Source organism: Thermoanaerobaculia bacterium (assembly GCA_035260525.1).
GTDB lineage: Bacteria > Acidobacteriota > Thermoanaerobaculia > UBA5066 > DATFVB01 > DATFVB01.
Map to the genome: position 1 here is coordinate 14,668 of DATFVB010000096.1, position 26,224 is coordinate 40,891.

At 68.3% G+C, this 26,224-nt stretch carries 25 protein-coding genes; 18 read left to right on the plus strand and 7 right to left on the minus strand.

Annotation, left to right across the window (positions count from 1 at the left end; genetic code table 11):
• Window positions 1-9 precede the first annotated feature (9 nt).
• Window positions 10-2,310: a PQQ-dependent sugar dehydrogenase gene (locus tag VKH46_04585; protein HKB70097.1), complete on the minus strand. Its 2,301-nt coding sequence runs from the start codon at window positions 2,308-2,310 to the stop codon at window positions 10-12.
• A 94-nt stretch (window positions 2,311-2,404) separates the two neighbouring features.
• Between VKH46_04585 and VKH46_04590 the strand changes: the two genes are divergently transcribed.
• The 4 genes from VKH46_04590 (at window position 2,405) to VKH46_04605 (ending at window position 8,388) form a co-directional block, all read left to right on the plus strand.
• Entirely contained in the window at window positions 2,405-3,985 is a 1,581-nt protein-coding gene (locus tag VKH46_04590; GenBank protein HKB70098.1) for a radical SAM protein, read from the plus strand.
• Window positions 3,986-4,211: 226 nt separating this feature from the next.
• Window positions 4,212-6,782: a protein kinase gene (locus VKH46_04595; protein ID HKB70099.1), complete on the plus strand. Its 2,571-nt coding sequence runs from the start codon at window positions 4,212-4,214 to the stop codon at window positions 6,780-6,782.
• Window positions 6,783-6,819: 37 nt separating this feature from the next.
• A complete protein-coding gene (locus tag VKH46_04600; protein HKB70100.1) occupies window positions 6,820-7,806 on the plus strand; it encodes a cation diffusion facilitator family transporter in 987 nt (328 codons plus the stop codon).
• Window positions 7,807-8,091: 285 nt separating this feature from the next.
• The gene (locus VKH46_04605) at window positions 8,092-8,388 is read left to right on the plus strand and encodes a hypothetical protein (GenBank protein HKB70101.1); all 297 of its coding nucleotides are present in this window, start codon (window positions 8,092-8,094) and stop codon (window positions 8,386-8,388) included.
• A 169-nt stretch (window positions 8,389-8,557) separates the two neighbouring features.
• Here the strand turns inward: VKH46_04605 and VKH46_04610 are convergent, their stop codons facing one another.
• A complete protein-coding gene (locus tag VKH46_04610; GenBank protein HKB70102.1) occupies window positions 8,558-9,076 on the minus strand; it encodes a hypothetical protein in 519 nt (172 codons plus the stop codon).
• 206 nt (window positions 9,077-9,282) lie between these two features.
• Here VKH46_04610 and VKH46_04615 point away from each other — a divergent pair, with 206 nt between their 5' ends.
• Window positions 9,283-10,251, plus strand: coding sequence for a fatty acid desaturase (locus VKH46_04615; GenBank protein ID HKB70103.1), 969 nt, complete (start codon window positions 9,283-9,285; stop codon window positions 10,249-10,251).
• Window positions 10,252-10,284: 33 nt separating this feature from the next.
• Here the strand turns inward: VKH46_04615 and VKH46_04620 are convergent, their stop codons facing one another.
• The 3 genes from VKH46_04620 to VKH46_04630 all read right to left on the minus strand — a co-directional run bounded on the left by VKH46_04620 (window position 10,285) and on the right by VKH46_04630 (window position 12,022).
• A complete protein-coding gene (locus tag VKH46_04620; protein ID HKB70104.1) occupies window positions 10,285-11,037 on the minus strand; it encodes a glucose 1-dehydrogenase in 753 nt (250 codons plus the stop codon).
• 151 nt (window positions 11,038-11,188) lie between these two features.
• Complete coding sequence (locus tag VKH46_04625; protein ID HKB70105.1) at window positions 11,189-11,530, minus strand: hypothetical protein; 342 nt, start codon at window positions 11,528-11,530, stop codon at window positions 11,189-11,191.
• 39 nt (window positions 11,531-11,569) lie between these two features.
• On the minus strand, window positions 11,570-12,022 hold the full coding sequence (locus tag VKH46_04630) for a hypothetical protein (GenBank protein ID HKB70106.1): 453 nt from the start codon (window positions 12,020-12,022) through the stop codon (window positions 11,570-11,572).
• A 154-nt stretch (window positions 12,023-12,176) separates the two neighbouring features.
• Between VKH46_04630 and VKH46_04635 the strand changes: the two genes are divergently transcribed.
• From VKH46_04635 to VKH46_04660, 6 genes are all read left to right on the plus strand, one after another.
• Entirely contained in the window at window positions 12,177-12,890 is a 714-nt protein-coding gene (locus VKH46_04635; protein HKB70107.1) for an RNA polymerase sigma factor, read from the plus strand.
• Window positions 12,891-12,959: 69 nt separating this feature from the next.
• Window positions 12,960-15,182: an ATP-dependent RecD-like DNA helicase gene (locus VKH46_04640; GenBank protein ID HKB70108.1), complete on the plus strand. Its 2,223-nt coding sequence runs from the start codon at window positions 12,960-12,962 to the stop codon at window positions 15,180-15,182.
• A gap of 93 nt (window positions 15,183-15,275) precedes the next feature.
• Window positions 15,276-15,548 (plus strand): hypothetical protein, encoded by a 273-nt coding sequence (locus VKH46_04645; GenBank protein HKB70109.1) that lies wholly within the window; start codon window positions 15,276-15,278, stop codon window positions 15,546-15,548.
• 42 nt (window positions 15,549-15,590) lie between these two features.
• Complete coding sequence (locus tag VKH46_04650; protein HKB70110.1) at window positions 15,591-16,250, plus strand: class I SAM-dependent methyltransferase; 660 nt, start codon at window positions 15,591-15,593, stop codon at window positions 16,248-16,250.
• Between the two features lie 105 nt (window positions 16,251-16,355).
• Window positions 16,356-16,901 carry a ubiquinol-cytochrome c reductase iron-sulfur subunit gene (locus tag VKH46_04655; GenBank protein ID HKB70111.1) on the plus strand — a complete coding sequence of 182 codons (546 nt, stop codon included), beginning with the start codon at window positions 16,356-16,358 and terminating at the stop codon, window positions 16,899-16,901.
• A gap of 24 nt (window positions 16,902-16,925) precedes the next feature.
• Window positions 16,926-17,756 (plus strand): 5'-3' exonuclease H3TH domain-containing protein, encoded by an 831-nt coding sequence (locus tag VKH46_04660; protein ID HKB70112.1) that lies wholly within the window; start codon window positions 16,926-16,928, stop codon window positions 17,754-17,756.
• 43 nt (window positions 17,757-17,799) lie between these two features.
• On the opposite strand, the gene VKH46_04665 is transcribed toward VKH46_04660, so the two are convergent.
• Entirely contained in the window at window positions 17,800-19,638 is a 1,839-nt protein-coding gene (locus tag VKH46_04665) for a DUF885 domain-containing protein (protein HKB70113.1), read from the minus strand.
• 383 nt (window positions 19,639-20,021) lie between these two features.
• Between VKH46_04665 and VKH46_04670 the strand changes: the two genes are divergently transcribed.
• From VKH46_04670 to VKH46_04695, 6 genes are all read left to right on the plus strand, one after another.
• On the plus strand, window positions 20,022-20,144 hold the full coding sequence (locus tag VKH46_04670; protein ID HKB70114.1) for a hypothetical protein: 123 nt from the start codon (window positions 20,022-20,024) through the stop codon (window positions 20,142-20,144).
• On the plus strand, window positions 20,137-20,292 hold the full coding sequence (locus VKH46_04675; GenBank protein HKB70115.1) for a hypothetical protein: 156 nt from the start codon (window positions 20,137-20,139) through the stop codon (window positions 20,290-20,292). The genes VKH46_04670 and VKH46_04675 overlap by 8 nt, the downstream gene beginning before the upstream one ends.
• A 64-nt stretch (window positions 20,293-20,356) precedes the next feature.
• Window positions 20,357-20,866, plus strand: coding sequence for a hypothetical protein (locus VKH46_04680; protein ID HKB70116.1), 510 nt, complete (start codon window positions 20,357-20,359; stop codon window positions 20,864-20,866).
• Between the two features lie 152 nt (window positions 20,867-21,018).
• Window positions 21,019-21,573: a sigma-70 family RNA polymerase sigma factor gene (locus tag VKH46_04685; protein ID HKB70117.1), complete on the plus strand. Its 555-nt coding sequence runs from the start codon at window positions 21,019-21,021 to the stop codon at window positions 21,571-21,573.
• 10 nt (window positions 21,574-21,583) lie between these two features.
• A complete protein-coding gene (locus VKH46_04690) occupies window positions 21,584-21,925 on the plus strand; it encodes a hypothetical protein (GenBank protein ID HKB70118.1) in 342 nt (113 codons plus the stop codon).
• Window positions 21,926-21,930: 5 nt separating this feature from the next.
• On the plus strand, window positions 21,931-22,395 hold the full coding sequence (locus VKH46_04695) for a hypothetical protein (protein HKB70119.1): 465 nt from the start codon (window positions 21,931-21,933) through the stop codon (window positions 22,393-22,395).
• A 55-nt stretch (window positions 22,396-22,450) separates the two neighbouring features.
• On the opposite strand, the gene VKH46_04700 is transcribed toward VKH46_04695, so the two are convergent.
• Window positions 22,451-25,567, minus strand: a complete 3,117-nt coding sequence (locus VKH46_04700; GenBank protein HKB70120.1) for a diguanylate cyclase — start codon at window positions 25,565-25,567, stop codon at window positions 22,451-22,453.
• 204 nt (window positions 25,568-25,771) lie between these two features.
• Here VKH46_04700 and VKH46_04705 point away from each other — a divergent pair.
• On the plus strand, window positions 25,772-26,224 hold a 453-nt coding region (locus tag VKH46_04705), incomplete at its 3' end, for a formyltetrahydrofolate deformylase (GenBank protein HKB70121.1).

The following is a 26,224-nucleotide window of genomic DNA, read 5'->3' on the forward strand; positions in this document are numbered from 1 at the left end:
GCGTTCGACTTAGCCGCCGCCGGACTTCCGGGGACGCGCGCGGACCGGAACCGGCGGCGCGACCGGCAGGATCTTCTCGGCTTCGTAGATCGCCGTCAGCGTCGTTCCCCCCGCCGAGGCGGCCACGACGTGGGTGGCGGCTCCGCCGTCGGACCACGACCGGAAACGATACCTCTTCCCCCCGAGCGTCTGGTGCGCCGGAGCGCTCACCGTGCTCGCGGATCCCGCGATGACGGTCCGCACGAACGGCGTCACCTCCCGCCCGGATCCCGCGTCGAGGACGAGACCGCGAGGCCGGGAGTCGAACGAGAGCGACGCGGTCTTGGGCTGGAGATACACGCTCGCCACGCCGGGAATCCCGAGCGAGTTGATCGCGGAGAGACGCAGCTCGAGGTAGGAGGGATACTCGTGGTCCGGAGCGTCGAACGTCCCGCTCGAGACGCCGGAGAAGCTCTGGATGTCGTGGGTGTGGCATCCCGACGGGCAGTGATGCATCACCAGAGTCCACGTCATCGCGGAGGCGGGAAGGGCGCCCTCCTTCGGGTCGCGCGCCTGTCCCGAAAACCGGATCGCATCGCCGACCGCCCACGAGAGCGTCGCCGCGGGCGCGTCGATCGACGCCGTCGGCGCCTCGTCGTAGGCGGCGATCGTGATGGGGTCGCTGTACGACGACACGCCGTGCTCGTCGGTGACGCGGAGCCGCACCGAGTGCACGCCCGAATCGGTGAAGGTCGCGGTGGGACTCACGGCAGACGCGTCGGAGTAGTCGCCGTCGCCGTTGAGGTCCCAGGCGAACGTGAGCGTGTCGCCGGTCCGGAACCCGTGCGAGCCGCTCCCGTCGAACGCGACCGTGAGCGGAGGCGCGCCTTCCGCGTGGTCGGCGACGGCCGACGCCGTCGGGGCGCCGTACTGCACCCGCCGGATCGCTCCTCCTTCGTAATCGACGTAGTACAGGTCTCCTCCGGGCCCGATCTCGAGGTCGACGGGATGAGAGGCGGCGCCGAGGAAGAGCGCGCGGCTGCCGGGATCCGGATTTCCCTGCGCGTCGGGGAACATGACCCAGGCGCAGTTGCGGGTGTGATCGGCGAGAAAGAGCGCGCCGTCGTAGTCGTGCGGGTAGCTCCCCCCCGAATAGAACGCGAGGCCGGTCTGAGACGAGCCCGCCTTCGCGCACCCGTCACCCGCCGCGACGTCGTCGGCGTGGCGGTAGCCGAACCACGGAGACGTCACGAGCGACGGATCGCGATACAGATCGTTCATGCAGATGTTCACCTGCGCGCTCACCCAGTCGGGCATCGGGAACGGCCCCTCGTAGCACGGCCAGCCGAAATTGCGGACTTCCCGGTCCGGATGGGGAGCGACGTCGATCTCCTCCCAGAGGTTCGTGCCGTCGTCTCCGATCCAGAGCGCGTTGCCGCCCGGCCGGATCGTGAAGCGGAAAGGGTTGCGGAATCCGTACGCGACGATGCGCCGCGCGTTTTCGTCGGTGCTCGCCGCCAGCGGATTGTCGGGAAGCGCGTCGCCCGTCGCCGGATCGACGCGGATCACCGTCCCGTTCAGGACGGCGGGCTCTCCCGGCGGGCGCCGCAGACTCTGGCTGCGAAGCGCTCCGCCCTCCGCCCACGGCGGCTGCATGACTCCTCCGACGCCGCCGGGAGGGTCGCCGAGCGGGTTTCCGCCGAACTGGCCGTAGTCGACCGTCCCGAGGCTCGCGCCGTCGCCGGCGCTCGCGTAGAGCGCGCCGTCCGCGCCGAACGCGAGCGCGCCGACCGAGTGACTCGGGAACTGCTGTCCCCACGCGTTGATCAGCACCTTCTCGCCGACGGCCGCGTTGCCGTTGCCCGTCAGGCGGGAAAGCCGCCCGCTCACGACGCATCCGTTCGTGTTCGGGCCGGGCGGCGTCGGGCACCCGTCGCTCCAGACCGGCGCGGTCCCCCCGATCGGCGCGTCGAACGTGTAGAGAACGTAAACGTAGGGCTTCTTCGGGAATCCCGGGTCCAGCGCCATCCCGAGCAGCCCCCGGTCCCAGTAGTCGTCCACGTTCTTCGTGAGATCGGCGAAGATCGAGGGCCTGGTCGAATAGAGGGAGGGGAAGACCTTCACGAGTCCGCTCTTCTCGGCGACGAACACCCGTCCGTCGGGAGAGAAGCGAACGACGGTCGGGTGCGTCAGTCCCGCGATCGCGAGGGAATCCTGGAACCCCGGCAGAAGGCGGGGTTCGCCCGCAGCCGGAGCTGCCGCGGCTGCGGCCAGAGCCGCGGCGAAAGCCAGCGCTCGCGGTCGACTTTTTCGGAAGTTCGCCTCAGGCACGGACATCTCCGATCTGCAATGCCGGTGCCGGAAATCCGGATGATCGCCGGCTTCCGACGATCGTGCGGCCGAATTCCCCATAGAATGACGCTCGATGGGCAAGCTTCGGGTGGGGGTCATCGATCTGGTCAGCCGAGGTCCGACCCGCGCCCTGTACGCCCGCGTGATGCACGCGAACCTCGCGAGCATCATGCCGCAGGTGGTCGCCGCCTGGTGCGAGGCCGAGGGCCATGCCGTCACGTTCATCTGCTACACGGGGCTCGAGGACCTGGCCGCGGAGCTCCCGGAGGACGTCGATCTCGTGTTCATCGGCGCCTTCACGGAGGCGGCGCTCCTCGCCTACGCGCTGAGCAGCTATTTCCGCTCCCGGGGGGCCGTCACCGTCCTCGGGGGCCCCCACGCGCGCTGCTATCCCGAGGACGCGCGCCGCTACTTCGATTACGTGGCGGGGTTCACCGACCGGACGGTGATCGCCGAGATCCTCCGGGACTGCTCTCCCCATCGTCCGGAGGGGGCGCTCGTCGACGCGAAGCGGCAGCCGACGTCGCTACCGAGCGTGCGAGAGCGATGGAAGTTCATCGAGCCCACCCTCCGCAAGGCCCCCTTCCTGAAGATCGTGCCGATGCTCGGAAGCCTCGGCTGCCCCTATACCTGCAGCTTCTGCATCGATTCGGTCGTCCCCTACCAGCCGCTCGATTTCGGCGTGCTCCGCGACGATCTGCGGTTCCTGAAGAGCACGCTCGGGCGCCCGCGAATCGGATGGCACGATCCGAACTTCGGCGTCCGCTTCGACGATTACCTCGACGCGATCGACGAAGCCGTTCCGCCCGGGAGCGTCGACTTCGCCGCGGAGAGCAGCCTGTCCCTCCTCTCCGAGCCGCATTTGAAGCGCCTCGCGCGAAGCGGCTTCAAGGCGCTCCTGCCCGGGGTCGAGTCGTGGTACGACCTCGGCAACAAGTCGAAGACGGGGCAGAACCGGGGGATGGAGAAAGTCCGCCAGGTTTCGGAGCACGTCAACCTGATCCTTCGATACGTCCCTTACGTCCAGACGAACTTCGTCCTGGGCCTCGACTCCGACGACGGAGCCGAGCCCTTCGAGCTGACGCGGAGATTCATCGACCTCGCTCCGGGAGCTTTCCCCGGCTATTCGCTCCTCTCGGCGTTCGGGCGCGCCGCGCCGCTCAACCTCGAGTATCAGCGCGCGGGCCGCGTTCTGCCGTTCCCGTTCCACTTCCTCGACAACAACCGCGCGATGAACGTGCGCCCGAAGAACTACTCCTGGCCCGAGTTCTACGATCGGGTGATCGGCCTCACGAAATACACGTTTTCGTGGCGCGCGATCGCGAGCCGCTTCCGGGCGGCGCGGACGCGGATCCCGCGGTGGTTGAACGTCGTCCGGGCCGTGTCTTCGGAAGGATTCGGACGGCTCGTCCATTACGGGGAGGTCCGGCGGCGGCTGGACCAGGACCCGAGCGTCCGGCGCTTCTTCGAACAGGAGACCGACGAGATCCCGGCGTTCTATTCGGAGCGCGTGCGGCAGGAGCTCGGCCCGCTCTGGAAGTGGCTCCCCGAGGGAGCCCTGCGCCACGACCCCGAGGCTTACCGGAAGGCCGAAGAACAGGAGAGCGCCGCTGCCTCGCCCGCTCGCGTCCCGCTGCGCGCTTCGGCTCCGTGACGGATCAGCGGGAAGAATCCGCCGGCGCGTCGCGCTCGAAATCGCGGAACCTCTGCGCCGCCTCCCGTGACACCGCCGGCGGACCCTGAGCTAAGATCCCGCTCAAGGAAGATCATTTGAAGCTCGGTGCCCGTTCCCGGCTAGGCCCCTACGGTCCGCCGCCGCTCGCTGAGGCGAGGCCGGGCGCGATGGGGAATCTTTCGACGACTCTGGCCATGGGCATTCCATGACTCTTGCGGCCGGCACCAGACTCGGGCCCTACGAAATCGTCGCGCCTCTGGGATCGGGAGGAATGGGTGAAGTCTACAGGGCCAAAGACACGCGCCTCGGCCGCGACGTCGCGATCAAGGTCCTTCCGGAGCGGCTCGCCTCCGATCGCGATGCGGCTTCCCGCTTCGAGCGCGAGTCGAAGGCCGTCGCCGCCCTCTCTCACCCGAACATCCTCGCGATCCACGACGTCGGGACGACGGACGGAACGGCGTATGCCGTCACCGAGCTCCTCGACGGCGCGACCCTGCGCGACCGGCTCGAGCACGGCGGGCTCCCGGTGCGCAAGTGCGTCGAGTACGGCATCCAGATCGCCGACGGGCTCGCGGCCGCGCACGAGAAAGGAATCGTCCATCGGGACTTGAAGCCCGAGAACGTCTTCGTGACGCCCGACGGGCGCGTGAAGATCCTCGACTTCGGCCTCGCGAAAGCGGCGGCGCCCCTCGACGCCGCGGAGACGAACTCCCCGACGATGTCCTCGCCGACCGACCCCGGGACGGTCCTGGGGACGGTCGGCTACATGTCCCCCGAGCAGGTGCGCGGAAAACCGGCCGACCACCGGAGCGACATCTTCTCGCTCGGGGCCGTGCTCTACGAGATGGCGACCGGCAGCCGCGCGTTCAAGGGGGATTCGGCGATCGAGACGATGAACGCGGTCTTGAAGGAGGACCCTCCGGAGGTCTCGACGCTGCGCGGCGTCCCGCCGGAGTTCGACCGGATCGTCCGCCACTGCCTCGAAAAGTCGCCGGCGGAGCGCTTCCAGTCCGCCCGCGACGTCGCATTCGACCTCAAGCACGCGGCCGCGGAATCCTCCATCCGGAGCGGAGTGGCGCGCGGACGTTTGCCGATCCGCCGCTGGGTCCCGGCAGCGGTCGTGGTCGGAGCCCTGGCGGTCGCGGCGCTGACCTTCCTCGCCGGACGGCGCGCCGGCACCCGCCAGGCGCGGGAGCATCCGCCGACGTTCCAGTCGCTGACGTTCCGGCGCGGCACGGTGCTCGCCGCGCGATTCCTCTCCGACGGAAAGACCGCCGTCTATTCGGCGTTCCTCCAGGACGAGCCGCTCTCGCTCTACACGGTGCGGCCGACGGCGCCGGAATCCCAGAAGCTCGACCTTCCGCCGGCAGTGCTCTACTCCGTCTCGCGCTCCGACGACCTCGCGATTGGCCTCGGCTTCCACTACACGTTCGGCTTCAACAGCGAGTCGACGCTCGCCCGCGTCTCGATCTCGGGCGGCACGCCGCGGCCGCTCGCCGAGCGCGTCGTCTCGGCGGACTGGGCGCCGAACGGCGACGACCTCGCGGTCGCCCGCTTCTCGGGTGCGCAGTGCCAGCTCGAATATCCGATCGGGAAGCGGCTCTTCGCGACCAACGGATGGATCGACAGCATCCGCGTGTCGCCCGACGGATCCCGGGTCGCGTTCGCCGAGCATCCGCTCACGGGAGACTCGGCGGGCAATCTCGCGGTCATCGACCGTCGTGGCGACGTCCGCCGGCTCGTGACGGGACTGAAGAACCTCTCCGGTGCCGCATGGTCCGCCGACGGCCGCGAGGTGTACTGGAGCGGCACCCGGGTCGGGAACGACTTCGACGTCTACGCGTCGACGCTCGCCGGACGAACCTTGCCGGTGCTCGCCGCAGGAGCGAACGACGTCCTCCTCGATCTGCAGGGAAACGCGGCCCTCGTCGACCGATTCGACCAGCGACGCGAGACCGAGTTCGTCGGACCCAGCGCTCCGGGTCCGCGCGACCTCTCCTGGTTCGATTGGTCATATCCCACCGACCTTTCCCAGAACGGCCGGTGGCTCCTCTCGGTCGAGCAGGGCCGGGCCACGCGGGGCGACTACGCCACGTACCTCCGCTCCACCGACGGCGCACCCGCCGGACTGCTCGGTCCCGTTACGGGGACGACGATCTCTCCCGACGGACGCTTCGTCGCGGCGCTGAAAGGCTCGGGACGACCGCAGCTCGTCGTGATGCCCGTCGGAGCCGGCTCCGTTCGGGAGGTCCCGATGCCGGACGTCCAACCGATCTGGGCGGAGTGGTTCCCCGACGGGCGGCGGCTGCTCGTGTCGACGTCATCGCCCGCTTCGGGAACCGTCTTCTACGAGAAGGACATCAACGGCGGCCCGGCCCGCCGGATCGCCTCCCCGCCCCTGCAGCCTTACGGCTTTCCCCTTTCTCCCGACGGCACGACTCTCGCGGCAGTGGGGGTGGACGGCCGGCTGACGCTCGTGCCGGTCGCCGGCGGGCCGGCGCGCACGTTCCCCGTCGAGTTCGCCGCCCAGTCCGTTCTGACGTGGGATCCGAGCGGCCGATTCCTCTACTACCAGGACGCGACCCCCCTCCCCGCCCGCATCTGGCGTCTCGACGTCTCGACCGGAGCTCACGACCTCTTCCGCTCCGTCGCTCCGGCCGACCGTGCTGGAGTACAGGTCGTCTCCCCGCTCGTGATGACCCGCGACGGCAAATCTATCGCGTATTCCTACCGCCGCCGGCTGAGCCAGGTGCTGCTCGTCCGCGGCCTCCCGTAGCCCCCGCCGCTGGTCCGCGCTTCGCAGGTCGCCCCGCATGGCCCGCAAAGGTTCGACTTTCGTCATCGTCTCCGCCGTCGGCGCGAATCTCGCGATCGCCGCGGCCAAGTTCGTCGCGGCCGCCGTCACGAGAAGCTCCGCGATCCTGTCGGAAGCCGTCCACTCCGTCGTCGATTCCGCCGACGGCCTGCTCCTGCTGCTGGGCGAGCGTCTGAGCCGCCGGCCGGCGGATGCGGCCCATCCCTTCGGACACGGGCGCGAAATCTACTTCTGGGCGATGGTCGTCTCGATGGTGATCTTCGGGGCGGGAGGAGGGATCTCCGTTTACGAAGGGATACTCCACCTCCTGCATCCGGCCGAGACCGTCAAGCCGGCGTGGAGCTACGGCGTGCTCGCGTTCGCCGCCCTCTTCGAGTCGATCTCCTGGGTCGTCTCGTTCCGGCACTTCCGTGGTACCCAGCCGACGGACCGCGGCGTGGTCGAGACGATCCGCCGCAGCAAGGACCCGACGCAATTCGTGATCCTCCTCGAAGACTCGGCGGCGCTCGCGGGGATCGCGATCGCGTTTGCCGGGATCGCGCTCGATCGCGCGCTCGGCACGCGCGTCTTCGACGGGATCGCCTCGATCGTGATCGGGCTCGTGCTCGGCGCGGTCGCCGCGATCCTCGTCTGGGAGACCAGGGGACTGCTGATCGGCGAGGGACTGGATCGGGAACGCTCCGAGGCGATCCGCCGTCTCGCGGCGCAAGACCCGGCGGTCGACGCAGCGGGCGCGCCGCTCTCGATGTATCTCGGCCCGGAAGACGTCCTGCTCAACCTCGACCTCCGCTTCCGGCGGGGGCTCCCGCTTGACGAGCTCGAGGAAGCCGTGCGGCGGCTCGAGACGGAGATTCGCCGCCGTTATCCTGAAGTTCGGCGGATCTTCCTCGAGGCCGGCGCGCTCCGGAAAACGGGATCCGGCCGCCGATCCTCGGCGCATGAGGGCTCCGCCGAATCTTCGGACGAGCCCGCGGCTGAAAAATGACTCCAGACGGCGTGTCACGAGTCTTGCCGATCGTTCGCCGGACGGAGCGGCGGGGCGCCGGATCTTTGCGGCGCGCGAACGGGGAGACTCGCATCACCAGCGGAACGCAGCGGCGCGGGCTCGCCACCCACGGTGAAAAATTCATCGGGGTGCGAAAATTCAGGGGAGAAAATTTCACGCTCGTCTCTCCGCCCCGGAGAAAGGCTGCGATTTTCATGAACTTATGATTCGAACTCGCGGGCCCGAATGTTGCGATCAAGGTCTTTCAAACGAGAGGAGGACAAAATGGCGAACGAAGTGAGGATCAAGCTGACGAACGAACAGAAGAGCCGGTCTCTTCCGGGAAAGAAGCTCTCCGGCAAGTCGTTCTCCGGCAAGTCGCTTTCGGGCAAATCAATGTCCGGCAAGTCGATGTCGGGCAAGTCTCTCTCCGGCAAGTCTCTCTCCGGCAAGTCTCTCTCCGGCAAATCGATGTCGGGCAAGTCCCTCTCCGGGAAATCGATGTCCGGCAAGTCCCTCTCCGGCAAATCGATGTCGGGCAAGTCTCTCTCCGGGAAATCGCTCTCCGGGAAATCCGTCTAGCGAGGTCCCGGCTCCGACCCGCCCCGCGCCCCGGCACCGCACCGGGGCGCACTTTTGAGGGCGATGACCGTGCCGACGCCGATGCGTCGAAGGGAAAGCCGGGGACGAGAACGGCCGCCGCGCGAGGCGGCGGCCGTTGGGTCGGGCCGAATTCAGGCCATGCCCATGACTACGACCTCGGCGGAGAGATCTTCGAGACCAGGAGCGCGAGCGCGCCCGCCCCGAGGCTCTTCACGAGCGTCGGATGCTGGGCGTAGAAGTTGGCGGCCATGTTGACGATGGACGGGTTCTTCTTCTCCGCCTGCTCCGCAAGGACGCGCACTTGCTCCGGGGAGACCTGCTGCGCCTGCGTCGGCGTGACGCTGCCGCCAGCCGGAAGGATGTTCGCGAGCCCTCCGAGGCCGCCGGCTGCGGCCAGCAGCGACGACACGCCGCCCGGGCCGAGCGCCCCCATGAGGTTGTTGAGGAGACCCGCCTTCTGGTCGGGGTTCGACTGGTTGAAGAGATTCGAGACCATGTCGCCGAAGGGAGGCGTCTTTTCCGACTGGAACGCATGCGTCAGCCCCTCGGCGAGCGTGCTCGGCGGGACCGTCCGGGACACGTGATCGAACGTCGACGAAACGTCGGCGACGGGAGTCTTGCCGGTGACCTTGCCGGCGAGATCGGTGAGAGTCTCGAGTAGTGCCATGGTTGCCTCCGTCGGCACACCGCCCGGGCGAGGACCGTCCCGATCCGGAGATGCGCCTCCACGAACCTACGCCCCGGCCGCCGGCGGCGCCTGATCCAAATGACGGAATAAACTCCGTCGGGAAACGCTTCGAGGTCGAAACCACGCGAACGGTTCGAGCCTCCGGCGATCCGGTCGGAATCCCTCGCGGATGTATCCTAGCCGTGATGAGCGAAGGCTTCCTGCTCTCTCCCGACCCGCCGCCCCACCGCGAGCGAACGATGCGGATCCTCGCGGCGCACCCGGAGGTCCGGCGGTTCATCGGGGTCAATTCTGCGAGCCTCGCCGTCGTCGCCGCCGGAGCCGGGCTCCAGTTCGTTCTCGCTTACCTGCTGAGATCGCAATCGTGGTGGCTCGTCGTCGCCACGGCGATGCTCGTCGGAGCGTTCGCGAGCCACGCCCTCTGGGTGATGATCCACGAGTGCACGCACAACCTGCTCTTCCGGAATCCGCGGTGGAACACGCTGGCCGGCATCTTCGCGAACCTGCCCCACATCCTGCCGAGCGCCGTCTCGTTCCAGCGGTATCACCTGAAGCACCATGCGTATCAGGGCGTCTACGAGCTCGATGCCGACGTGCCGAACCGGTGGGAAGCGCGGCTGATCGGGCACTCCCCTCTCGGAAAGGCCGTGTGGATGCTGCTCTTCCCGGTCTTCCAGATCACGCGTCCGCCGCGTCTGCGCGAGATCCGCCCGGTCGACCGATGGATCGCGATGAACTTCCTCGTTCAGATCGCCTTCGACGCCGCGGTCTGGGCGTGGCTCGGCCCGAGAGCCTTCTTCTATCTGCTGTTCTCGACCTTCTTCGGTCTCGGACTCCATCCGCTCGGCGCCCGATGGATCCAGGAGCATTACGTCTTCGCGCCTCCGCAGGAAACGTACAGCTACTACGGACCGCTCAACACCGTCGCGTTCAACGTCGGCTATCACAACGAGCATCATGATTTCCCGTCCGTTCCCTGGAACCGGCTTCCGCGGATCCGGGAGACGGCGCCCGAGGCGTACGAGGGCCTCGTGTTCCATCGGTCCTGGACCGGTCTGCTGCTTCGGTTCCTGGGCGATCCGGCGATCACGCTCTTCTCGCGGGAAGTTCGCGTGGGGCGCGGTCCCGGCGAAGGCGAGACGACGCCGGTCTAGCCGCGGGCCCGGCTATCGGTCGAGCCGACCTCTTTACTGCGCGAGATACCCGCCGTCGATCGCGTAGTACGCGCCGGTGACGAAGGACGCGCGGTCCGAGCTCAGCCAGGCGACCAGCTCCGCGACCTCGGCGGACTCGCCGATCCGTCCGAGCGGATGCATCCCTTCGATACGGCTCAGCGCCTCCGGCGTGAGGTTTTCGAGCATCGGCGTCCGGATGAAACCCGGCCCGACCGCGTTGACGCGGATGCTCTTCCTCCCGTATTCGAGCGCCGCGCTCTGTGTCAGACCGACGACACCATGCTTGGCCGCGACGTAGGCGGAAGAATTGCGAAACCCCACCTGGCCGAGGATCGAGGCGATGTTCACGATCGAGCCGCCTCCGGCCTCGAGCAGCGCGGGGACCTGGGCGCGCATTCCGTAGAAGACCCCCGACAGGTTGACGGCGAGCACCCGGTCCCATCCGTCGACCGGATACTCGCCGACGGGCGCCTGCGGCCCCGCGATCCCCGCGTTGTTGGCGGCGACGTGGAGCGCCCCGAATTCCGCGACCGCCGCGCGGACGAGGGCGGCGTTCTCCGCCGGCATCGAGGTATCCGCCTCGAAGAACACCGCGCGTCCGCCTCCCTCGCGGATCCGCTCGAGAGTCTCCCTCCCGCCGGCTTCGTTGACGTCGGAGACGACGACGCGGGCTCCCTCGGCCGCGTAGTGAACGGCGATCTCGCGGCCGATCCCGGAGCCGGCGCCCGTCACGAGGGCCACCTTGTTCTCGAGAAGTTTCGACATGACGCTCTCCTTCGGGCGACTCCGCCGACTCGCGCCGGTGCGCTCGCGTGAGGACGCACCTAGTCTAACCGGGCGATCGAAAGGACTCCGGAGCCGCGACGATCCCGAACCCGCCGCGAGCGGGTCGGGATCGTCGCTCCCCGGATGCGGGTCAGTTCAGCGAGAGCGACCGGACCTCGATCTCGTCGCCCTGCCGTTCCCCTTCGAGATCGACGCGCAGGTGGTCGGCTTTGTTCGTGGCCTTCAAGGCGGCGGCCGCCTGCTCGTTCCCCTTCCGGTCGAGCTTGAGATACCGGCCGTCGGCCGTGAGAATTCCATAGCCGCTCGCCTGGCACTGGATCGCGCATTTCGTCGTGTGCGAGTCGGGCGCGGCCTCGACCGCCGCCTTGCCGGCGCACATCGAGTCGACCAGGGCGACGTTCTTCCACGATTCGGCGCGAAGCATCGCGGGAAGCGCGGCGGCAGCGAGCATCAGCAGGAGGGTCTTCTTCATCGTCTTTTCCTTTCGTGGGTTCGTTGCGTTGACGGCGTTTTAGAGGGAAGCGCTCGAGAGCCCCTGGCCCAAAGGACGGCGGGCGCCGGCGCCCGCGAGCGCCGCTTGCCGGACCTCGGTGAGCCGCGCCAGAGCAAAGGCCGCGACCGCGATCTCGAGGTCCCGGACGGCGAGATCGAAGAACATCCCGGTCGTCACGAGGTTCGCCGCGATCGCGACGAGCCACCCCGTCGCGACCCAGCTGCCCAGCCGCGTCCAGCGGGTCAGGATCGCCGCTCCGACGATCATCTCCATCACGCCGACTCCGCGCATGAACACGCGCGGGTCGATCGGGAGGACCTTTTGCGCGAGCGGGCTCAAGTACATGCTCCAGTCGGTCAGGACGTTGAAGAACTTGTCGAGCCCCGCCAGGAAGGGCCCCAGCCCGAGAGCGATGCGAAGCACCCACCAGATCGAATCGAGCTCTTTCTCCCTGTCTCTTTGGAATTTCATCGAAACCTTGCCTCCTGCCCGATACAGAGTCCGCGGGAGAGGTTTGGTGACATCCCGTCGCCGGCAGCGGCGGAGCGTCGGAAGCGGCGAATTAAGATTTGCCGCCGTAACCTTTTCGTCGATTCGCGCTCTGTTAGGTTGACCGGGAATGATCGTGAATACGGTGGCCGCCAGAGCCGAGGAGGGAAATGACTTCTCCGACGACGCCGTTATCGAGAGGGTCCGCGCGGGGGAAACCGACCTCTTCGAGATCCTCATGCGACGCTACAACCAGCGGGTCTACCGGCTCGCCCGCGCCGTCCTGCGAAGCGACGCGGAAGCCGAGGACGTGGTCCAGGACGCGTGGGTCCGGGCGTACACGCACCTGGACCAGTTCGCCGGCCGCGCGGCGTTTTCGACGTGGCTCTCCCGAATCGCGCTCCACGAAGCGTGGGCGCGCGCGCGACGCGGCCATCGGTTCCGGACGATCGAGCCGGATGCGGCGGGAGAGACGTTCGAGATGAAGCAGGTATCCCGCGACCCCGATCCCGAAGGACTGGCCGCGAGCGAAGAGGTCCGCTCCATTCTGGAGTCCGTGATCGAAGACCTGCCCGACACGTACCGGACGGTTTTCGTGCTGCGGGAGATCGAGGAGCTCTCGACCGCGGAAACCGCCGAATCGCTGGAGGTCACCGAGGAGACGGTCAAGACCCGCCTCCACCGGGCCCGGGCCGTCCTTCGCCGCGAGCTCCTCGCGAGAGCGGGCACCGGGATCCGTCACGCCTTTCCCTTCATGGGACCGCGCTGCGACCGGATGGTCGAAACGGTCATGGCCCGAATCCGCGCGCTCCGCGACGCGGCGACCCGCCCGTTTCCCTCGGTTTCCTGAGCCCGCTTTGCGTGCGGCGGCAAACGCCGGCCGCCTTGCCCTTCCCTCGCAATCGTCCACAATACGGGAATGCGTCCACCGGAGAGCGCCGCCCCGCCGATGCCCGCCGAGGCCGTGACCGGGCAGGTCGAGCGGGTGACGTTCCACAGCGACGAATCGGGGTTTTGCGTCCTGAAGGTCGCCGTGCGCGGCCGGAAAGAGCTCTGCACGGTCGTGGGCACCGCGCCGGCGGTCTCGGTCGGAGAGTGGCTCAGCGCGACCGGCCAGTGGACGATCGACCCCCGCCACGGCGCGCAGTTCAAGGCCGACGAGATCCGGACGTCGGCCCCGGACAACGCGGAAGGCATCGAGCGCTACCTCGCCTCCGGCCTCATCAAGGGGATCGGGCCCGCCTTCGCCGCGCGTCTGGTCGAGAAGTTCGGCAAGGACGTCTTCGCCGTGATCGCCGAGAAGCCCCGGCGCCTGCGCGAGGTCGAAGGGATCGGACCGGGGCGCCAGCGCGCGATCACGGAGTCCTTCCGCGCGCAGAAGATCGTCCGCGACATCATGGTTTTCCTCCACAGCCACGGGGTCTCGTCGTCGCGCGCTTACCGGATCTTCAAAACCTACGGCGAGGATGCGATCGAGAAGGTGCAGGCGGATCCGTACCGCCTCGCGCGCGACATTCGCGGAATCGGCTTCAAGAGCGCGGACGCGATCGCGGCCCGGGTCGGTGTGGGCCGGGAGTCGGAGCTCCGGGCGCGCGCCGGCGTCGAGTTCACGCTCCAGGAGCTCACCAACGAGGGCCACTGCGCATACCCGAGGGCGGATCTCGCGAGGAAGGCCTCCGACCTTCTCGGGATACCGGTGGAGACGACCGACGCCGCGATCGCGTTCGGCGCCGCCTCGGAAAGGCTCGCCGAGCACTCCGGCCCGGATGGCGCACCGCTCGTCTATCTGGCGCCGATCGACCGGGCCGAGCGGGAGCTCGCGGAGGCCCTCGCGAGGCTCTCCCGCGGCCGCCACCCGCTCCCCGCCGTGGACTTCGAGAAGGCGGCCGACTGGGTCGAGGCGAAAGTCGGCGTGACGCTCTCCCCCACGCAGCGTGCGGCGCTGTCGAGGGCTTTGACGGCAAAGGTGATGGTGATCACGGGCGGTCCGGGCGTCGGGAAGACGACCCTCGTCAATTCGATCGTGAAGATCTTCCAGGCGAAGAAGCTGACGGCGGTTCTCTGCGCCCCGACCGGGCGAGCCGCCAAGCGCCTGACGGAGACCTCGGGCGTCGACGCGAAGACGATCCACCGGCTCCTCGAGTTCGACCCGGCGACTCTCGGATTCAAGCGGGACGCGAAACATCCGCTGAAAGGGGATCTCTTCGTGGTCGACGAGGCGAGCATGCTGGACGTGTCGCTCTGCCACCAGCTCGTGCGCGCGGTGCCGCCCGGGGCGGCGCTCCTTTTCGTCGGCGACGTGGACCAGCTCCCCTCCGTCGGACCGGGATCGGTGCTTTCCGACGTCATCGACTCCGGGACGATTCCCGTTCTCCGGTTGACGGAGGTGTTCCGGCAGGCGGCCCGGAGCACGATCGTCACGAACGCGCACCGGATCAACCGGGGGCTCCTCCCCGTCTTCCCGGAAAGGAGCGGGAAGGAGGAAGAGCTCTCCGACTTCTACTTCGTCGAGGCCGAGGCGCCGGAGGAGGGGGTCGCGCGGGTGCTGCAGCTCGTCACGGAGTCGATTCCGCGCCGGTTCCGAATGAACCCGCGCGAAGACGTCCAGGTCCTCTGCCCCATGCAGAAGGGAGAGCTGGGCGCGCGGAACCTGAACGTGAAGCTCCAGGAAGCGTTGAACCCCTCGGGCGAAGAGGTCAGCCGCTTCGGCTGGATCTTCCGCGCGGGCGACCGCGTCATGCAGATGGTGAACGACTACGAGAAGAACGTCTTCAACGGAGACATCGGCCGCATCGCGGCGGTCGACGGAAGGGAACAGGAGCTCACGGTGACGTTCGACGGCCGTCCGGTGGCGTACGCCTTCGGCGAGCTCGACGAGCTGTCGCTCGCCTACGCCGCCACCGTTCACAAGAGCCAGGGAAGCGAATACCCGGCCGTCGTCGTCCCGATTCATTCGCAGCACTACGTCATGCTGCAGCGAAACCTCCTCTACACGGCGGTGACGCGGGCGAGGAAGCTCGTCGTGCTCGTCGGAACGAAGAGCGCGCTCGCGATCGCCGCACGGCGGATCTCCTCCCGGCGCCGGATCACGACCCTGAAGGAACGCCTGGCGCGGGCCGTGGCCGTCTCGCCCGTTTCCTGAGCTCGCCGGCGAGCCTCGGTCATCGAACTGCTTGTTTTTCCGCTATTTGGCGTCGACGCCCCCTCTTCGTGTCCCCAAAATCGCCGCTCGGCGATGAATGAGGTAGGAGAAGGTCTGTCCATGTACGAGTACTGGATCCACCACATGGCGATCCGCGCCGGAGAAGACCCGAAATTCAGCGTTTTCGAGGTCGATCCGGACGGGAAGCAGGCGATCGTCTCGCCGCCGGGACGGCTCTCGGCCTCCGCGGACGTCGTCAACCTTCTGGTCGCGCGCGGAGTGGATCCCGAGCAGGCGCATCGGGGAGCCGAAGAAGCCATTCGTCACGGAGTCTCGAAGGTGGTCGTGCCGGTGACCGGCGCATGACGCCGCGCGCCCGGAGATGAGAAACTCTCTCCGGAGCGGGAAATGCGAACCGAGTTCTCTCCCGCGGATGCCCGGCGCTTCTACGATCGAATGGGCGCGCGGCAGGACGCACAGGGGTTCTACGAAGACGCCGCCCTCGACCTCCTGATCGCGAACGGCCGCTTCGGGTCGGCCCGGTCGGTCGTCGAGCTCGGCTGCGGCACCGGAAAGCTCGCCCTCCGGCTCCTTCGGGAGGTCCTCCCGCCGAACGCCGAATACACGGGTATCGATCTGAGTCCCGTCATGCAGCGCCTCGCGGCCGGCCGGCTGGCCGCTTTCGGACCTCGTGCGCACGTCCTGCCGACGGCCGGCGGCGTCCCTCTTCCGCTCGCCTCCGGCAGCGCCGACCGTTTCGTCGCGACCTACGTCTTCGATCTGCTTCCCCCTGCGGCCCTTCGCAACGCCGTCGGCGAAGCTTTCCGGGTCCTCGAACCCGCAGGGCTTCTCTGCTCGGTCAGCATCACGCACGGACGTCGATTTCCCTCGAGCCTCCTCATGAAGCTGTGGGAGAGCGTCTGGCGCGCGAATCCGCGTCTCGTCGGCGGGTGCCGGCCGATCGAGCTCTCGGCTGCGCTCGAGGGAGAGAGATGGGAGCCGCTCCACCGTGAAACCGCTGCCTCCTGGGGGATCTCCTCCGAAATCGTGATCGCGCGCCGGCGCTGACCGGCGCGCCGATCCCGGCCTGTCTTATTTTGAGGTCAAACGTTTTTTCGGCTCGGGGCGGAAATGCTTTGCTTCTCGTCGAGGTTGTAGTAATGGGAGTTTGTCATGATCCGGGAACCCGTCGTCATCTCGCGCGCCGAAACCCCGAAGCCCGCCGACTCCGGCCTCACGCGGCGCGGGTGGCTCGTTGCGTCGTGGATCGGGTTCGCCGCCGCCGTCGGGGCCGGAAGCACGGCCGCGCTGCGGTTCCTCTTCCCCAACGTGCTCTTCGAACCGCCCACGCGGTTCGACGCGGGATTTCCGTCCTCGTACCTGCCGGGACTCGTCGACACGCGCTGGAAGCAGAAGTACGGCGTGTGGATCGTCCGGCGGACCGATGGCGCGTTCTATGCCCTGATCGCGATCTGCAAGCACCTCGGGTGCGTACCGAACTGGCTGCAGGACCAGAAGAAATTCAAGTGCCCCTGCCACGGGTCCGGCTACTACATCAACGGGATGAACTTCGAGGGCCCCGCTCCGTCGCCCCTCGATCGGGCGAAGATCTGGCTGTCCCCCGACGGCCATCTGATCGTGGACAAGGCCACCGTCTACCACATGGTGGGCGGTCTCGAACCCGCCAAGCAGTACCCCGAATCGATCCTGACCGTCTGACGCCCGGCGGGATAGGCTCCCCCGGTGATCGTCCACCTCCTCGACGGCACGTACGAGCTGTTCCGGCACTTCTACGGCCTTCGACGATTCACGAAAGGAAAAGATCGACCGCTCGGCGCGGTCGCCGGCGTGCTGAACACCGTGCTCGAGACGATCGAGAAAGGGGCGACGCACGTCGCCGTCGCGACCGACCACGTGATCGAGTCCTTTCGCAATCGCCTCTGGCCCGGCTACAAGACCGGGGAGGGAATCGAACCGGCGCTTCTCGCTCAGTTCCATCCCCTCGAAGAGGCGCTCGCGGCGATGGGAGTCGTCGTCTGGCCGATGATCGAGCTCGAGGCCGACGACGCTCTCGCCTCCGCGGCGTATCTCGCGTCGAAGGATGCCCGCGTGGAGAGAGTCTGCCTCTGGACGCCGGACAAGGACCTCGCGCAATGCGTGCGCGGCAGCCGGGTCGTCCAGGTCGACCGGCGGGCCGGCAAGATTCGCGACGCGGCCGGGGTCCGGGAGAAGTTCGGGGTCGGGCCGGACCTCATCGCCGACTATCTCGCCCTGGTCGGCGACGCCGCGGATGGATATCCCGGAATCGGCGGCATCGGCGCCGTCGGCGCGGCGAAGCTCCTCAACCGCTACGGCCCGATCGAGGCCTTCCCTCCCCACGTCCTGGGGGAGCAGCGCGAGCGCGCGCTGCTCTTCAAGAACCTCGCCACGCTCCGGACCGACGCGCCGCTCTTTGCGAACGTCGACGTGCTGCGATGGCGCGGGCCGACGAAGGCCTTCGCTCCGTGGACGGAGGAGATCGGCGACGCGCGCCTGCGGGAGCGGTGCGAGAAGGCGGCATCGCAGCTCGTCTGAGGGCGAGTCCGGGGACGAGCCGGCGGCGGTACCGGATCGGTCTTCACGGTCCGAAGCTCGCCGAGCCGCCCTTGCGTGCGGCAATCCATTCGCGGATCCGCTTCTCGAGCAGGTCGAGCGGGAGCTGCCCGCCCCCGAGCAGCGCGTCGTGGAAATCGCGCACGTCGAAGCCCGGGCCGAGCTCCCGCTCCGCGAGAGCCCGGAGATCCCGGATCTTCCTCTCTCCGATCTTGTAGGCGGGCGCGCTCCCCGGCTGGACGATGTACCGGTCGACCTCCTGCGCGACGTCGGTGTCGCTCCGCGCGGAGTTGTCGCGGCAGTACGCGATCGCCTGTGCCCGCGTCCAACCCATCGTCTGCAGGCCCGTGTCGACGACGAGCCGGATCGCCCGCCAGACCTCGAGATTCAACCGGCCGAACCGCGAATACGGGTCCCGATAGATGCCGATCTCCTCACCCAGACCTTCGGCGTACAGCGCCCATCCCTCCGAGAACGCGGGATACACGTCCCACTTCCGCCACTCGGGAAGGCCGCCGGTTTCCTCCGCAAGCGCGTAAGCGAGGTGGTGGCCGGGCACCGCCTCGTGGAGCGTCAGCGCCTCCATCTCCCACTTCGGCCGCGAAGCGAGGGCGGTCGTGTTCACGAGGAGCCAGCCGGGTTTCCCCGCCGCGAGCGAGCCGTTGTCGTAATAGGCGCTGGGAGCGGTACCGGCTTCCGCCTCGTCCATCGCCCGAACGCCGTACGGAAGCCGCGGCAGCCGGCGGAAGAGCCGCAGCAGCTCCGGATCGATCCGCTTGGCGATGTCGCGGTAGCCGGAGACGAGGTCCTCGGGCTTCTCGTAGAAGAAACGGCGGTCGCTCCGCAGGAACGTCGAGAACGAACGGAAATCGCCGGCGAAGCCGGTTTCGCGGATCACGGCGTCCATTTCCCGACGGATCCGGGCGACCTCGGCGAGGCCGAGCCGGTGGATCTCGGCGGGCGACAGCCCGGTCGTCGTGTAGTACCGGAGAAGCCACGCATACCAGTCGCCCCCGCCGGGCATCGCGCTCATCGCGATCGACTCGCGGGCGCCCGGCACGTACGTCCGCTCGAGGAAGTCCCGATAGCGGCGCAAAGCGGGCGCGACGCCGCGTTCGAAGATCGTCTTCGCTTCGTTCCGTATCCGGTCGCGCTCGGCCGCCGGAATCGAGCCGGGGAGGTGCCGGAACGGCTCCAGGGCCGGACTCTGCCACGCGTCTGCGGGGACGAGGGAGCCGACCCGCTCGGGGACGTCCCGGAGCGTGACGCGCGGGGGAGTGATGCCGCGCGCGAGTCCTTCGGTGAGCCTCCCGATTCCCTCGTCGACGACCCGCGGGAAGGCGCGCAGGCGCGTGAGCGCGTTCTCGAAGTCGGCCGCCGTTCGAGCCGGCGTCTGCCCGACGAGGCCCAGCGCGCCGGAGATCCGGTCGTTCATCCGGTCGACGAGCAGCCAGTCGTTTCGCCACGGATCGAGGCTCCCGAACCTCTCCCCTTCGACCTCGAGAGCGAGCCGGCGACGCGCGAGATCGTCGTTGAGCCGCTCCACCGGGGAGAGCCGCCCGCGATCGATGGACTCGAGCGCCGCGAGCTCGAGACGGGAGAGACGATGGCCGAGAGCGAGCGCCTCGGCGGAGAAATCGGGGAGCCGGTCGTCGACGCCGCGGTAGCCGATCGCCGCCGCGAGATCGGGCATCTCCCGCATGCGCGCTTCCCACGAGAGCTCGAAGAGCTCCCCGAGCCTCGCGCTCTCCGAGCCGTTTCCGCGCGTCGCGGGAAACCGCTCGATCTTCGCCGCGAGTGCGACGAGCGCGGGATCGACCGCGAGCGCGTCCGCCGCGACGAGCAGAGAGAAGGCGAAGCCCACCCGTCCAAAGGCCCGCCGGAGGGCGGGGCGGACTCGACGGCACCTTCGTCGCGGATCCAGGCTCTTCGCCACGAGCGGGATCATCATCTGGAAACGCCTCGTCGCTGACGGCGCTCTCGCCTGCATCGCCGCCCCGGCGACCCCGCGCTCTTCCGGCCGCAGTCTAAACCCGGCGCGCATCGAGCGCACGGGCTCGAGCGGGCGACCCGCAGCCCGGGACCGGGCGCGTGTCCCGCGACGCAACCCACAAGATTTCGATAATCCCGGCCGGCGAGTTCCGGTATCGTCCCGTTCCCGCCGCCGGGCGTGTTCCGCAACCGTCACGGCTGGACGGCGCGGCCGTCGCGTCCGTAATCCAGCGAGTGGGAATGACGGAGACCGCCATGACAACGTTCGCCGCCGACATCGATCGGGACACGGATGTGGACCGGACCGCGCGACTCGTCGCCCGGGCGCGGAGGGTGCTCGCCAACGGCGAGCTGGCAATGAGCGCGCGGCATGATTGACCTCGTGCGCGCCGGCGCCGCGACGCCGCGGAAGATCCGCGTCGTGTGGAAGTCCGTGATCTATCCCGGTGCCGGCGCGCCGGAACGTCACCGGCGACTGTCCGAGGAAGCCGGACGGCTGCCCGTCCACCCCGCCGAACGAGGCTGAGCGCTCCGGCACGAACTTGCGCCCCCTTCCGCCGGAGCGCGAAACGTCGAAGTAAGATCGGACGATGAAGATCGTTTCGATCGCCGCCCTGATTGCCCTCGTCTGCGCTCTCGGTTCGGGCATCGAGGCGCGAGCCGCGGAATCCGCGGGCCGCGAGGTGTCCGGAACCCTGACGGTCGACGGCAAGGCGATCGAGCTCCCGCATGCCTATCTGGACGAGACCGATCCCGACGAGCCGATCGTGGTCCTCTCCGATCAGCCCCTCCCGCCGGACGCCATTCCCTTCATCCCGGAAAAGCTCGTCGAAGAAAAGCAGCTCCACGCCGTCGCGTTCAGCTTTTCGCGCCGGGAGGGAAAGCTCACGAACACTTTCGGGAAGCTGTACGCCCCTGGGCACGAAATCGGCGTCGGTCTCGGGAGGGTCGAGGACGGCAACGTCTCGCTCACGGTCGGCCTCATCGATGATTCCGGGATCGAGGGCCGCATCGCGACGGTGAAACCCGTGAAGCTCTCGTACATCGCGTATTCGTTCGACCTGGCGTTCCGGGCGCCGGCGGCCAAAGCGAAGAAGTGACGGAGCCGCCGAGCCGGCGGGTCCGATGGTTCCCGGCCTGAACGCCGCGCGAGGCCGACGGGCCGGCGCCGCCCGCCTGGCCCGGCTTCGCGTCCCTGCAATATTTCCTTCCGCCGTTCGTCTACACCCATGGATGGATGATTCGAGCATCGATGACCGAGCAAGACCGTCGAATCTCCGAGATCGTCGCGGAAGAGCGGTCCCGGCTGCGCCATTTCATCCGCAAACGGGTTCCAAACGAGGCCGACGCGGAAGACCTGCTCCAGGACGTCCTCTCCGCCCTCGTCGAAGCCAACCGGCTGCTGATGCCGATCGAGCACGTGACCGCCTGGCTCTTTCGCGTGGCGCGCAACCGGATCACGGACCTCTTCCGCCGGAAAAAGGCGGAGATCTTCACCGACACGGCTGGGGAGGACGAGAACGGCGAGCCGCTGCGGATCGAAGATCTCCTGCCCTCGCCCGATGCCGGGCCGGAGGCGCTCTACCTGAGGAGCGTGCTCTTCGACGAGCTGGTGCTCGCGCTCGACGAGCTGCCCGACGAGCAGCGCGAAGTGTTCGTCGCCCACGAGCTGGAGGGTCGGAGCTTCAAGGAGCTCTCGGCGGAGAGCGGCGTCAACGTCAATACGCTGCTCTCGCGCAAGCGCTATGCGGTGCTTCGTCTGCGAGAGCGATTGCGCAGCATTCACGACGAGTTGACGAAGAATTGAGGAGCACCGAATGAGAAAGAAACTGATCTTCATCGTCCCGGCGGCGATCGTCGGGATGGCGGTCTTCATCGCCGTCGGCGGCGCGCTGGTGATGCTCCTGTGGAACTGGCTGCTGCCGACCCTGTTCGGGTGGCGGCTCCTCACGTTCTGGCAGGCCGTCGGGGTGCTGGCTCTTTGCCGAATTCTCTTCGGCCGCTCCGGTCTCGGCCGCGGTTACCGCCGCGTCGGTTCCTGGCGGCGGGAGCGGGGCGGCTGGGTGCGAATGACGGCCGAGGAGCGGGAAGAATTCCGGCGGCGGTTTCGTGATCGCTGGGCCGGCGGACCGCCTCCGAATTCCGAGCCGACGCCATGAGACCCATGCTCGAACGACTCTTTCCCAAACATGCCGACAACGCGTATCACGGCTCGCGGCTCGCGCTCTGGCTCTTTCCCCTGCTCGTCTTCCTGAAGACGACGATCAGCCTCAACTCCATTTTCAACGGCGGCGAGGTCGCCAGGGGCGCCGACGGCATCCCTCTCGACTCGTTCACGCCGGATGGCGCGCGAATGGTCATCACCCAATTTGCGCTCTGGGGACTTTCCCAGTTCATGATCTGCCTGCTGTGCGTCGTGATCCTGGCGCGATATCGCGCTCTCGTTCCGTTGATGTTCACCGTCCTCCTGGTGGAGCACCTGAGCCGGAAACTGATTCTTCAGGTCATGCCCATCGTCCGGACGGGGCACCCGCCCGGCGTCTACGTGAACCTCTCGCTTCTCGTGCTCATGGTCGCCGGTCTCACGCTGTCGGTTTGGAGCCGGCCGCGACTCCCCGCAGGAGCGTGAGTCGCGCCCAGACGAGAGCCGGCGTCCCGCGAGGGATGCCGGGGCATCCCGCGGCTTACGCGATCTGCGCCGAGTTCGGACCTGGCTTCGGACCGATGATCTCCAGCGCGCCGTCGCCCACGGCATCTTCGGAGGATGCCGCCAGTCGTCGGGACAGCTCCCCCGGATCCGTGCCCGCCGTGGCGGCGAGGCCGGCCCACGTGTTCCTCCCGCCGCTCTTGGCGCGATAGAGCGCCTGGTCGGCGAGCTCCACGACCTGCGGCCACGCGATGGCGCGCGGAGCCGACGGCACGAACGGCAACGCCGCGAACCCGATCGACACGGTCTTCGCCAGAGCCTGTCCTCCGTCGAGCAGGAACGGGCGCTCCGAAACCTCGGTGCGCAGCCGCTCCGCGATCTCGGCCGCGTCGGAGCGGGAGCTTCCGCGCGCGACGGCGAGGAACTCTTCCCCGCCCCAGCGAAGCACGTAGTCCGACGAACGGAAGACCGACTCCAGCCGCTCGCGCATCTGCGCGAGAATCCGGTCGCCGGCCGAATGGCCGAGTTCGTCGTTCACCTTCTTGAAATGGTCGATGTCGACCAGGAAGAACACGAGGTCGGTCCCCTGACGGAGCGCGAGCGCCACGTCGTCGTCGATGCGCTGCATGAGGAAGCGGCGGTTTTTCAGCCCCGTCAACGGGTCGGTGATCGTCAGGTCCTCGAGCGCCGCGTTGGCCCTCGCGAGCTCGCTCGTCCGCTCCGCGACGATCCCCTCCAGGCGTTCGGCGCGCCGGCGCAGGACTCCGGTGCGCGCCCGAACGATCGTGAAGATCGCCACGGCGAGGAGCACGCCGAGGAGCGATCGGAACCACCACGTCTCGTACCATGCCGGCAAAGCGCGCAGGACGAGCGCGATGGCGCTCGAGCTCCATACGCCGCGCCGGTTCGTGCCGCGCACGCGCAGCGTGTACGTTCCCGGAGCCAGATTGGTGTACGTCGCGACGCGGTGCGCCGGGTCCGCGTCGATCCATCCGCGGTCGTACCCTTCGAGCCGGTATGCGTAGCGGAGCCGTTCGGGCGCCGAGTAGTCGAGCGCCGCGAACTCGACCGTGACATCGCGCGCGCCGGCAGGCAGCTCGAGGGGACCGCGAAGACCGCCCGGGCGTGAAACGGTCCGGCCGTCGACCTTGAGCGCCGTGACCGCGACCGGAGGCGAATAGCTCCACTCCGCGCTCGCTCCCGGCTCGATCACCGTGACGGCGCGGGTCCCGGCGAAGAAAATCGCCCCGTCGCGCGAAACGGCGACCGCGCCGGTCCAGAACTCGGCTTCCTGGATGCCCTCCGCCGGGCCGAGAATCTGCGCGCGGAAATCGTCCGAGTCGATGCTCGCAAGCGCGTTGGTCGCGCTCGCCCAGATTCGGCCGTCCGGGCCTGCCGCGAGAGCATCGACGTGCTCGGGCAGACCTTCGGCGGCGCCGAGGCGCTGAACGTCGGCGCCCCCGCCGGCTCTTTCCGTCAGCACGTTCAGCGGTCCCCCGACGGCGCTCGCCCAGATCCGTCCGCGGCGGTCCTCGACGATCGAGCTGACGGCCCCCGGCCCCAGGGAGCTCGGGTTCCGCGGATCGTGGACGAATCGCACGACGCGCCCCGTGCCGGGGTCGATGCGGTCGAGGCCGTTCCGGGTTCCGGCCCAGATCCGGCCCGCGCGATCCGCGTACAACGTGGTGACGAAGTCGTTCGAAAGCGTCTCGGGAGAATCGCCGCGCCGGTATCGCGCGACGTTGCCGCTTCGCTCGTCCAGCGCGGCCAGTCCGGAGCCGGTCCCGACCCAGAGCGTCCCGCGGCTCTCGACGAGAGAGAACACGCGGTCGAGATGCTCGTACGGGCATTCGACCTCGCGGCCCGCCGGTACCAGACGGCAGACGCCGTGCATCGTTCCGATCCACAGCGTTCCGTCCGCGCCGCTCGCGAGCGTCTGCACGCTCGGGTGATTCGGGACCGTGAACGAACGGGATGAGCCCGTTCGCGGGTCGATCCGAACCACCTTGTCCGATCCGCCGAGCCAGAGACTTCCGTCGGGTGCGGACGCGACGGCGCGCGCACCGATGTCGCCCGCTCCCGACCCTCTGTCGCTCGAGGAGAGCTCGTCGATGCCGCGGTTGGCGGGATTGTGCACGAGCAGGCCTCCCGGGCCGTTGGCGATCCAGATCAGCCCCGACCGATCCCGGAAGAACTGCCACACGTCGCCGGGGGTGAGACCGCCCGGATCCGCCCGGTCGATCGCGATCCGGCGAACGCGCTGCTCCGCGTCGTCGACGATCGAGATGCCGCCGTCGTAGCACGCGACCCAGAAAACGCCGGGGTTCACCTCGATCACGCCCCATTGCTCGCCGCGGGGCAGCGCGGAAGGGTCCTTGCCGGACGTGTAGGTTCGCTCGACGCGGCGCTCCGCGCTCAGAACGAATACCGCGTCGACGGATCCGATCCAGAGACGGCCCGCCGCGTCTTCGTACAGGCTGAAGAACCCGCGCGCGATGAAATCCCCGGCGCCGTCCGGAACGAAGCGCCGAAACGTCTTCTCGCGAGGCGGGCGAAAGTACAGCCCGTGGACGGTCGCCGCCCAGACCGTCTGCCCCCGGTCGACGAGAAGCGCCTCCACGCGTGGTTGCGCCTCGCCCGCGTCCGCCAGATCGGCGCGCTCGAATCGTCCGGTCGCGGGATCGAAGGAGTCGAGACCGCTGTCGCCCCCCACCCAGAGAAGGCCCCCCGGCGCCCTTGCCAGGGCAATGATCGTGGCGCTCCTCGGGCCCGTCCGGCCCGTCGGGTCGGCGTGCCAGGCGCGGAACGTTCCGGTGGATTCATCGAGGCAAAGAAGCCCGCTCGAGAGCGTACCGATCCAGAGCTTCCGGTCCGGATCCGAGAGGAGGGACTCGACTCCGGACGGAGCATTCGGATCCGTCCGGTAGCTTCGAAAATGGTAGCCGTCGTAGCGGGAGAGGCCCGCCGGCGTGCCGACCCAGATGAAGCCGGCCGCATCCTGGGTCACCGCGTAGACGGCGGGATGCGGCAACGATTTCTGGTCGATCCTCGAGAACACCGGATCGGCGACGTTCGCCCACAACGAGAGGGCGTGGACGGTCGAAGCCCAGACGAGCAGCGAGGAAACGAAGAGAGCGCAGCGGGCTCGGCTCATGGAATGACGAGATTTTAAGGCCCGGGGTCAGTTCCGTGCCGCCGGCCGGTGTCCATCTTTGGTCGATCTGTCGAAACGCGGCGTTCACCGCCAACTCCTCGATTCCGCGTCGGCCGCAGGCGGGAGCGAAGAAAGAGGCTCGGCGCCGCCCCGGCGACGGCCGTCCCGATATGATGCTCGCCGGATCAAAGGACGGAATCACCCATGACCGACGAGCCGAATCGCGACGAGTCCCGATCGCTCATCCTGCTGCTCCAGTGTCCCCTTCGCCGCGGCCTGGCGGCGCGGCTGACCGAGCTCGTGTACGACCACGGGGGGCGCATCCTCTATCACGATCAGTTCGTCGATCCCGAGGATCAGCAGTACTTCACGCGCCTGAAGTGGGACGTCTCGAAATTCACGCTGACGGATTCCGAGATCGCCGATCGGGTCGGCGCTATCGTGGAAGGAGCCGCCGACACGGAATGGTCGCTCCACGATTCGAACGAAGTCCCGCGAATGGCGGTCTTCGCGTCGAAGGACCCGGCCTGCCTCGACGACATCCTGGCGCGGTGCCGTTCGGGAGAATGGCGCGTCGACGTTCCCGTCGTCGTCGGCAACCACCCCGACCTCGCGCCGGTCGCCCGAAGGTTCGACATCCCGTTTCGCGAGATTCCC

What these genes read in the sequence shown, in the direction of transcription:
- VKH46_04685 (HKB70117.1), top strand. Translation starts at nt 21,019, where the DNA reads ATGACCGAGCAAGACCGTCGAATCTCCGAGATCGTCGCGGAAGAGCGG.
- VKH46_04690 (HKB70118.1), top strand. Translation starts at nt 21,584, where the DNA reads ATGAGAAAGAAACTGATCTTCATCGTCCCGGCGGCGATCGTCGGGATG.
- VKH46_04600 (HKB70100.1), top strand. Translation starts at nt 6,820, where the DNA reads ATGGCCCGCAAAGGTTCGACTTTCGTCATCGTCTCCGCCGTCGGCGCG.
- VKH46_04650 (HKB70110.1), top strand. Translation starts at nt 15,591, where the DNA reads ATGCGAACCGAGTTCTCTCCCGCGGATGCCCGGCGCTTCTACGATCGA.
- VKH46_04680 (HKB70116.1), top strand. Translation starts at nt 20,357, where the DNA reads ATGAAGATCGTTTCGATCGCCGCCCTGATTGCCCTCGTCTGCGCTCTC.
- VKH46_04675 (HKB70115.1), top strand. Translation starts at nt 20,137, where the DNA reads ATGATTGACCTCGTGCGCGCCGGCGCCGCGACGCCGCGGAAGATCCGC.
- VKH46_04700 (HKB70120.1), bottom strand. Translation starts at nt 25,567, where the DNA reads ATGAGCCGAGCCCGCTGCGCTCTCTTCGTTTCCTCGCTGCTCGTCTGG.
- VKH46_04610 (HKB70102.1), bottom strand. Translation starts at nt 9,076, where the DNA reads ATGGCACTACTCGAGACTCTCACCGATCTCGCCGGCAAGGTCACCGGC.
- VKH46_04595 (HKB70099.1), top strand. Translation starts at nt 4,212, where the DNA reads ATGACTCTTGCGGCCGGCACCAGACTCGGGCCCTACGAAATCGTCGCG.
- VKH46_04695 (HKB70119.1), top strand. Translation starts at nt 21,931, where the DNA reads ATGCTCGAACGACTCTTTCCCAAACATGCCGACAACGCGTATCACGGC.
- VKH46_04590 (HKB70098.1), top strand. Translation starts at nt 2,405, where the DNA reads ATGGGCAAGCTTCGGGTGGGGGTCATCGATCTGGTCAGCCGAGGTCCG.
- VKH46_04670 (HKB70114.1), top strand. Translation starts at nt 20,022, where the DNA reads ATGACAACGTTCGCCGCCGACATCGATCGGGACACGGATGTGGACCGG.
- VKH46_04625 (HKB70105.1), bottom strand. Translation starts at nt 11,530, where the DNA reads ATGAAGAAGACCCTCCTGCTGATGCTCGCTGCCGCCGCGCTTCCCGCG.
- VKH46_04605 (HKB70101.1), top strand. Translation starts at nt 8,092, where the DNA reads ATGGCGAACGAAGTGAGGATCAAGCTGACGAACGAACAGAAGAGCCGG.
- VKH46_04655 (HKB70111.1), top strand. Translation starts at nt 16,356, where the DNA reads ATGATCCGGGAACCCGTCGTCATCTCGCGCGCCGAAACCCCGAAGCCC.
- VKH46_04620 (HKB70104.1), bottom strand. Translation starts at nt 11,037, where the DNA reads ATGTCGAAACTTCTCGAGAACAAGGTGGCCCTCGTGACGGGCGCCGGC.
- VKH46_04640 (HKB70108.1), top strand. Translation starts at nt 12,960, where the DNA reads ATGCGTCCACCGGAGAGCGCCGCCCCGCCGATGCCCGCCGAGGCCGTG.
- VKH46_04615 (HKB70103.1), top strand. Translation starts at nt 9,283, where the DNA reads ATGAGCGAAGGCTTCCTGCTCTCTCCCGACCCGCCGCCCCACCGCGAG.
- VKH46_04645 (HKB70109.1), top strand. Translation starts at nt 15,276, where the DNA reads ATGAATGAGGTAGGAGAAGGTCTGTCCATGTACGAGTACTGGATCCAC.
- VKH46_04630 (HKB70106.1), bottom strand. Translation starts at nt 12,022, where the DNA reads ATGAAATTCCAAAGAGACAGGGAGAAAGAGCTCGATTCGATCTGGTGG.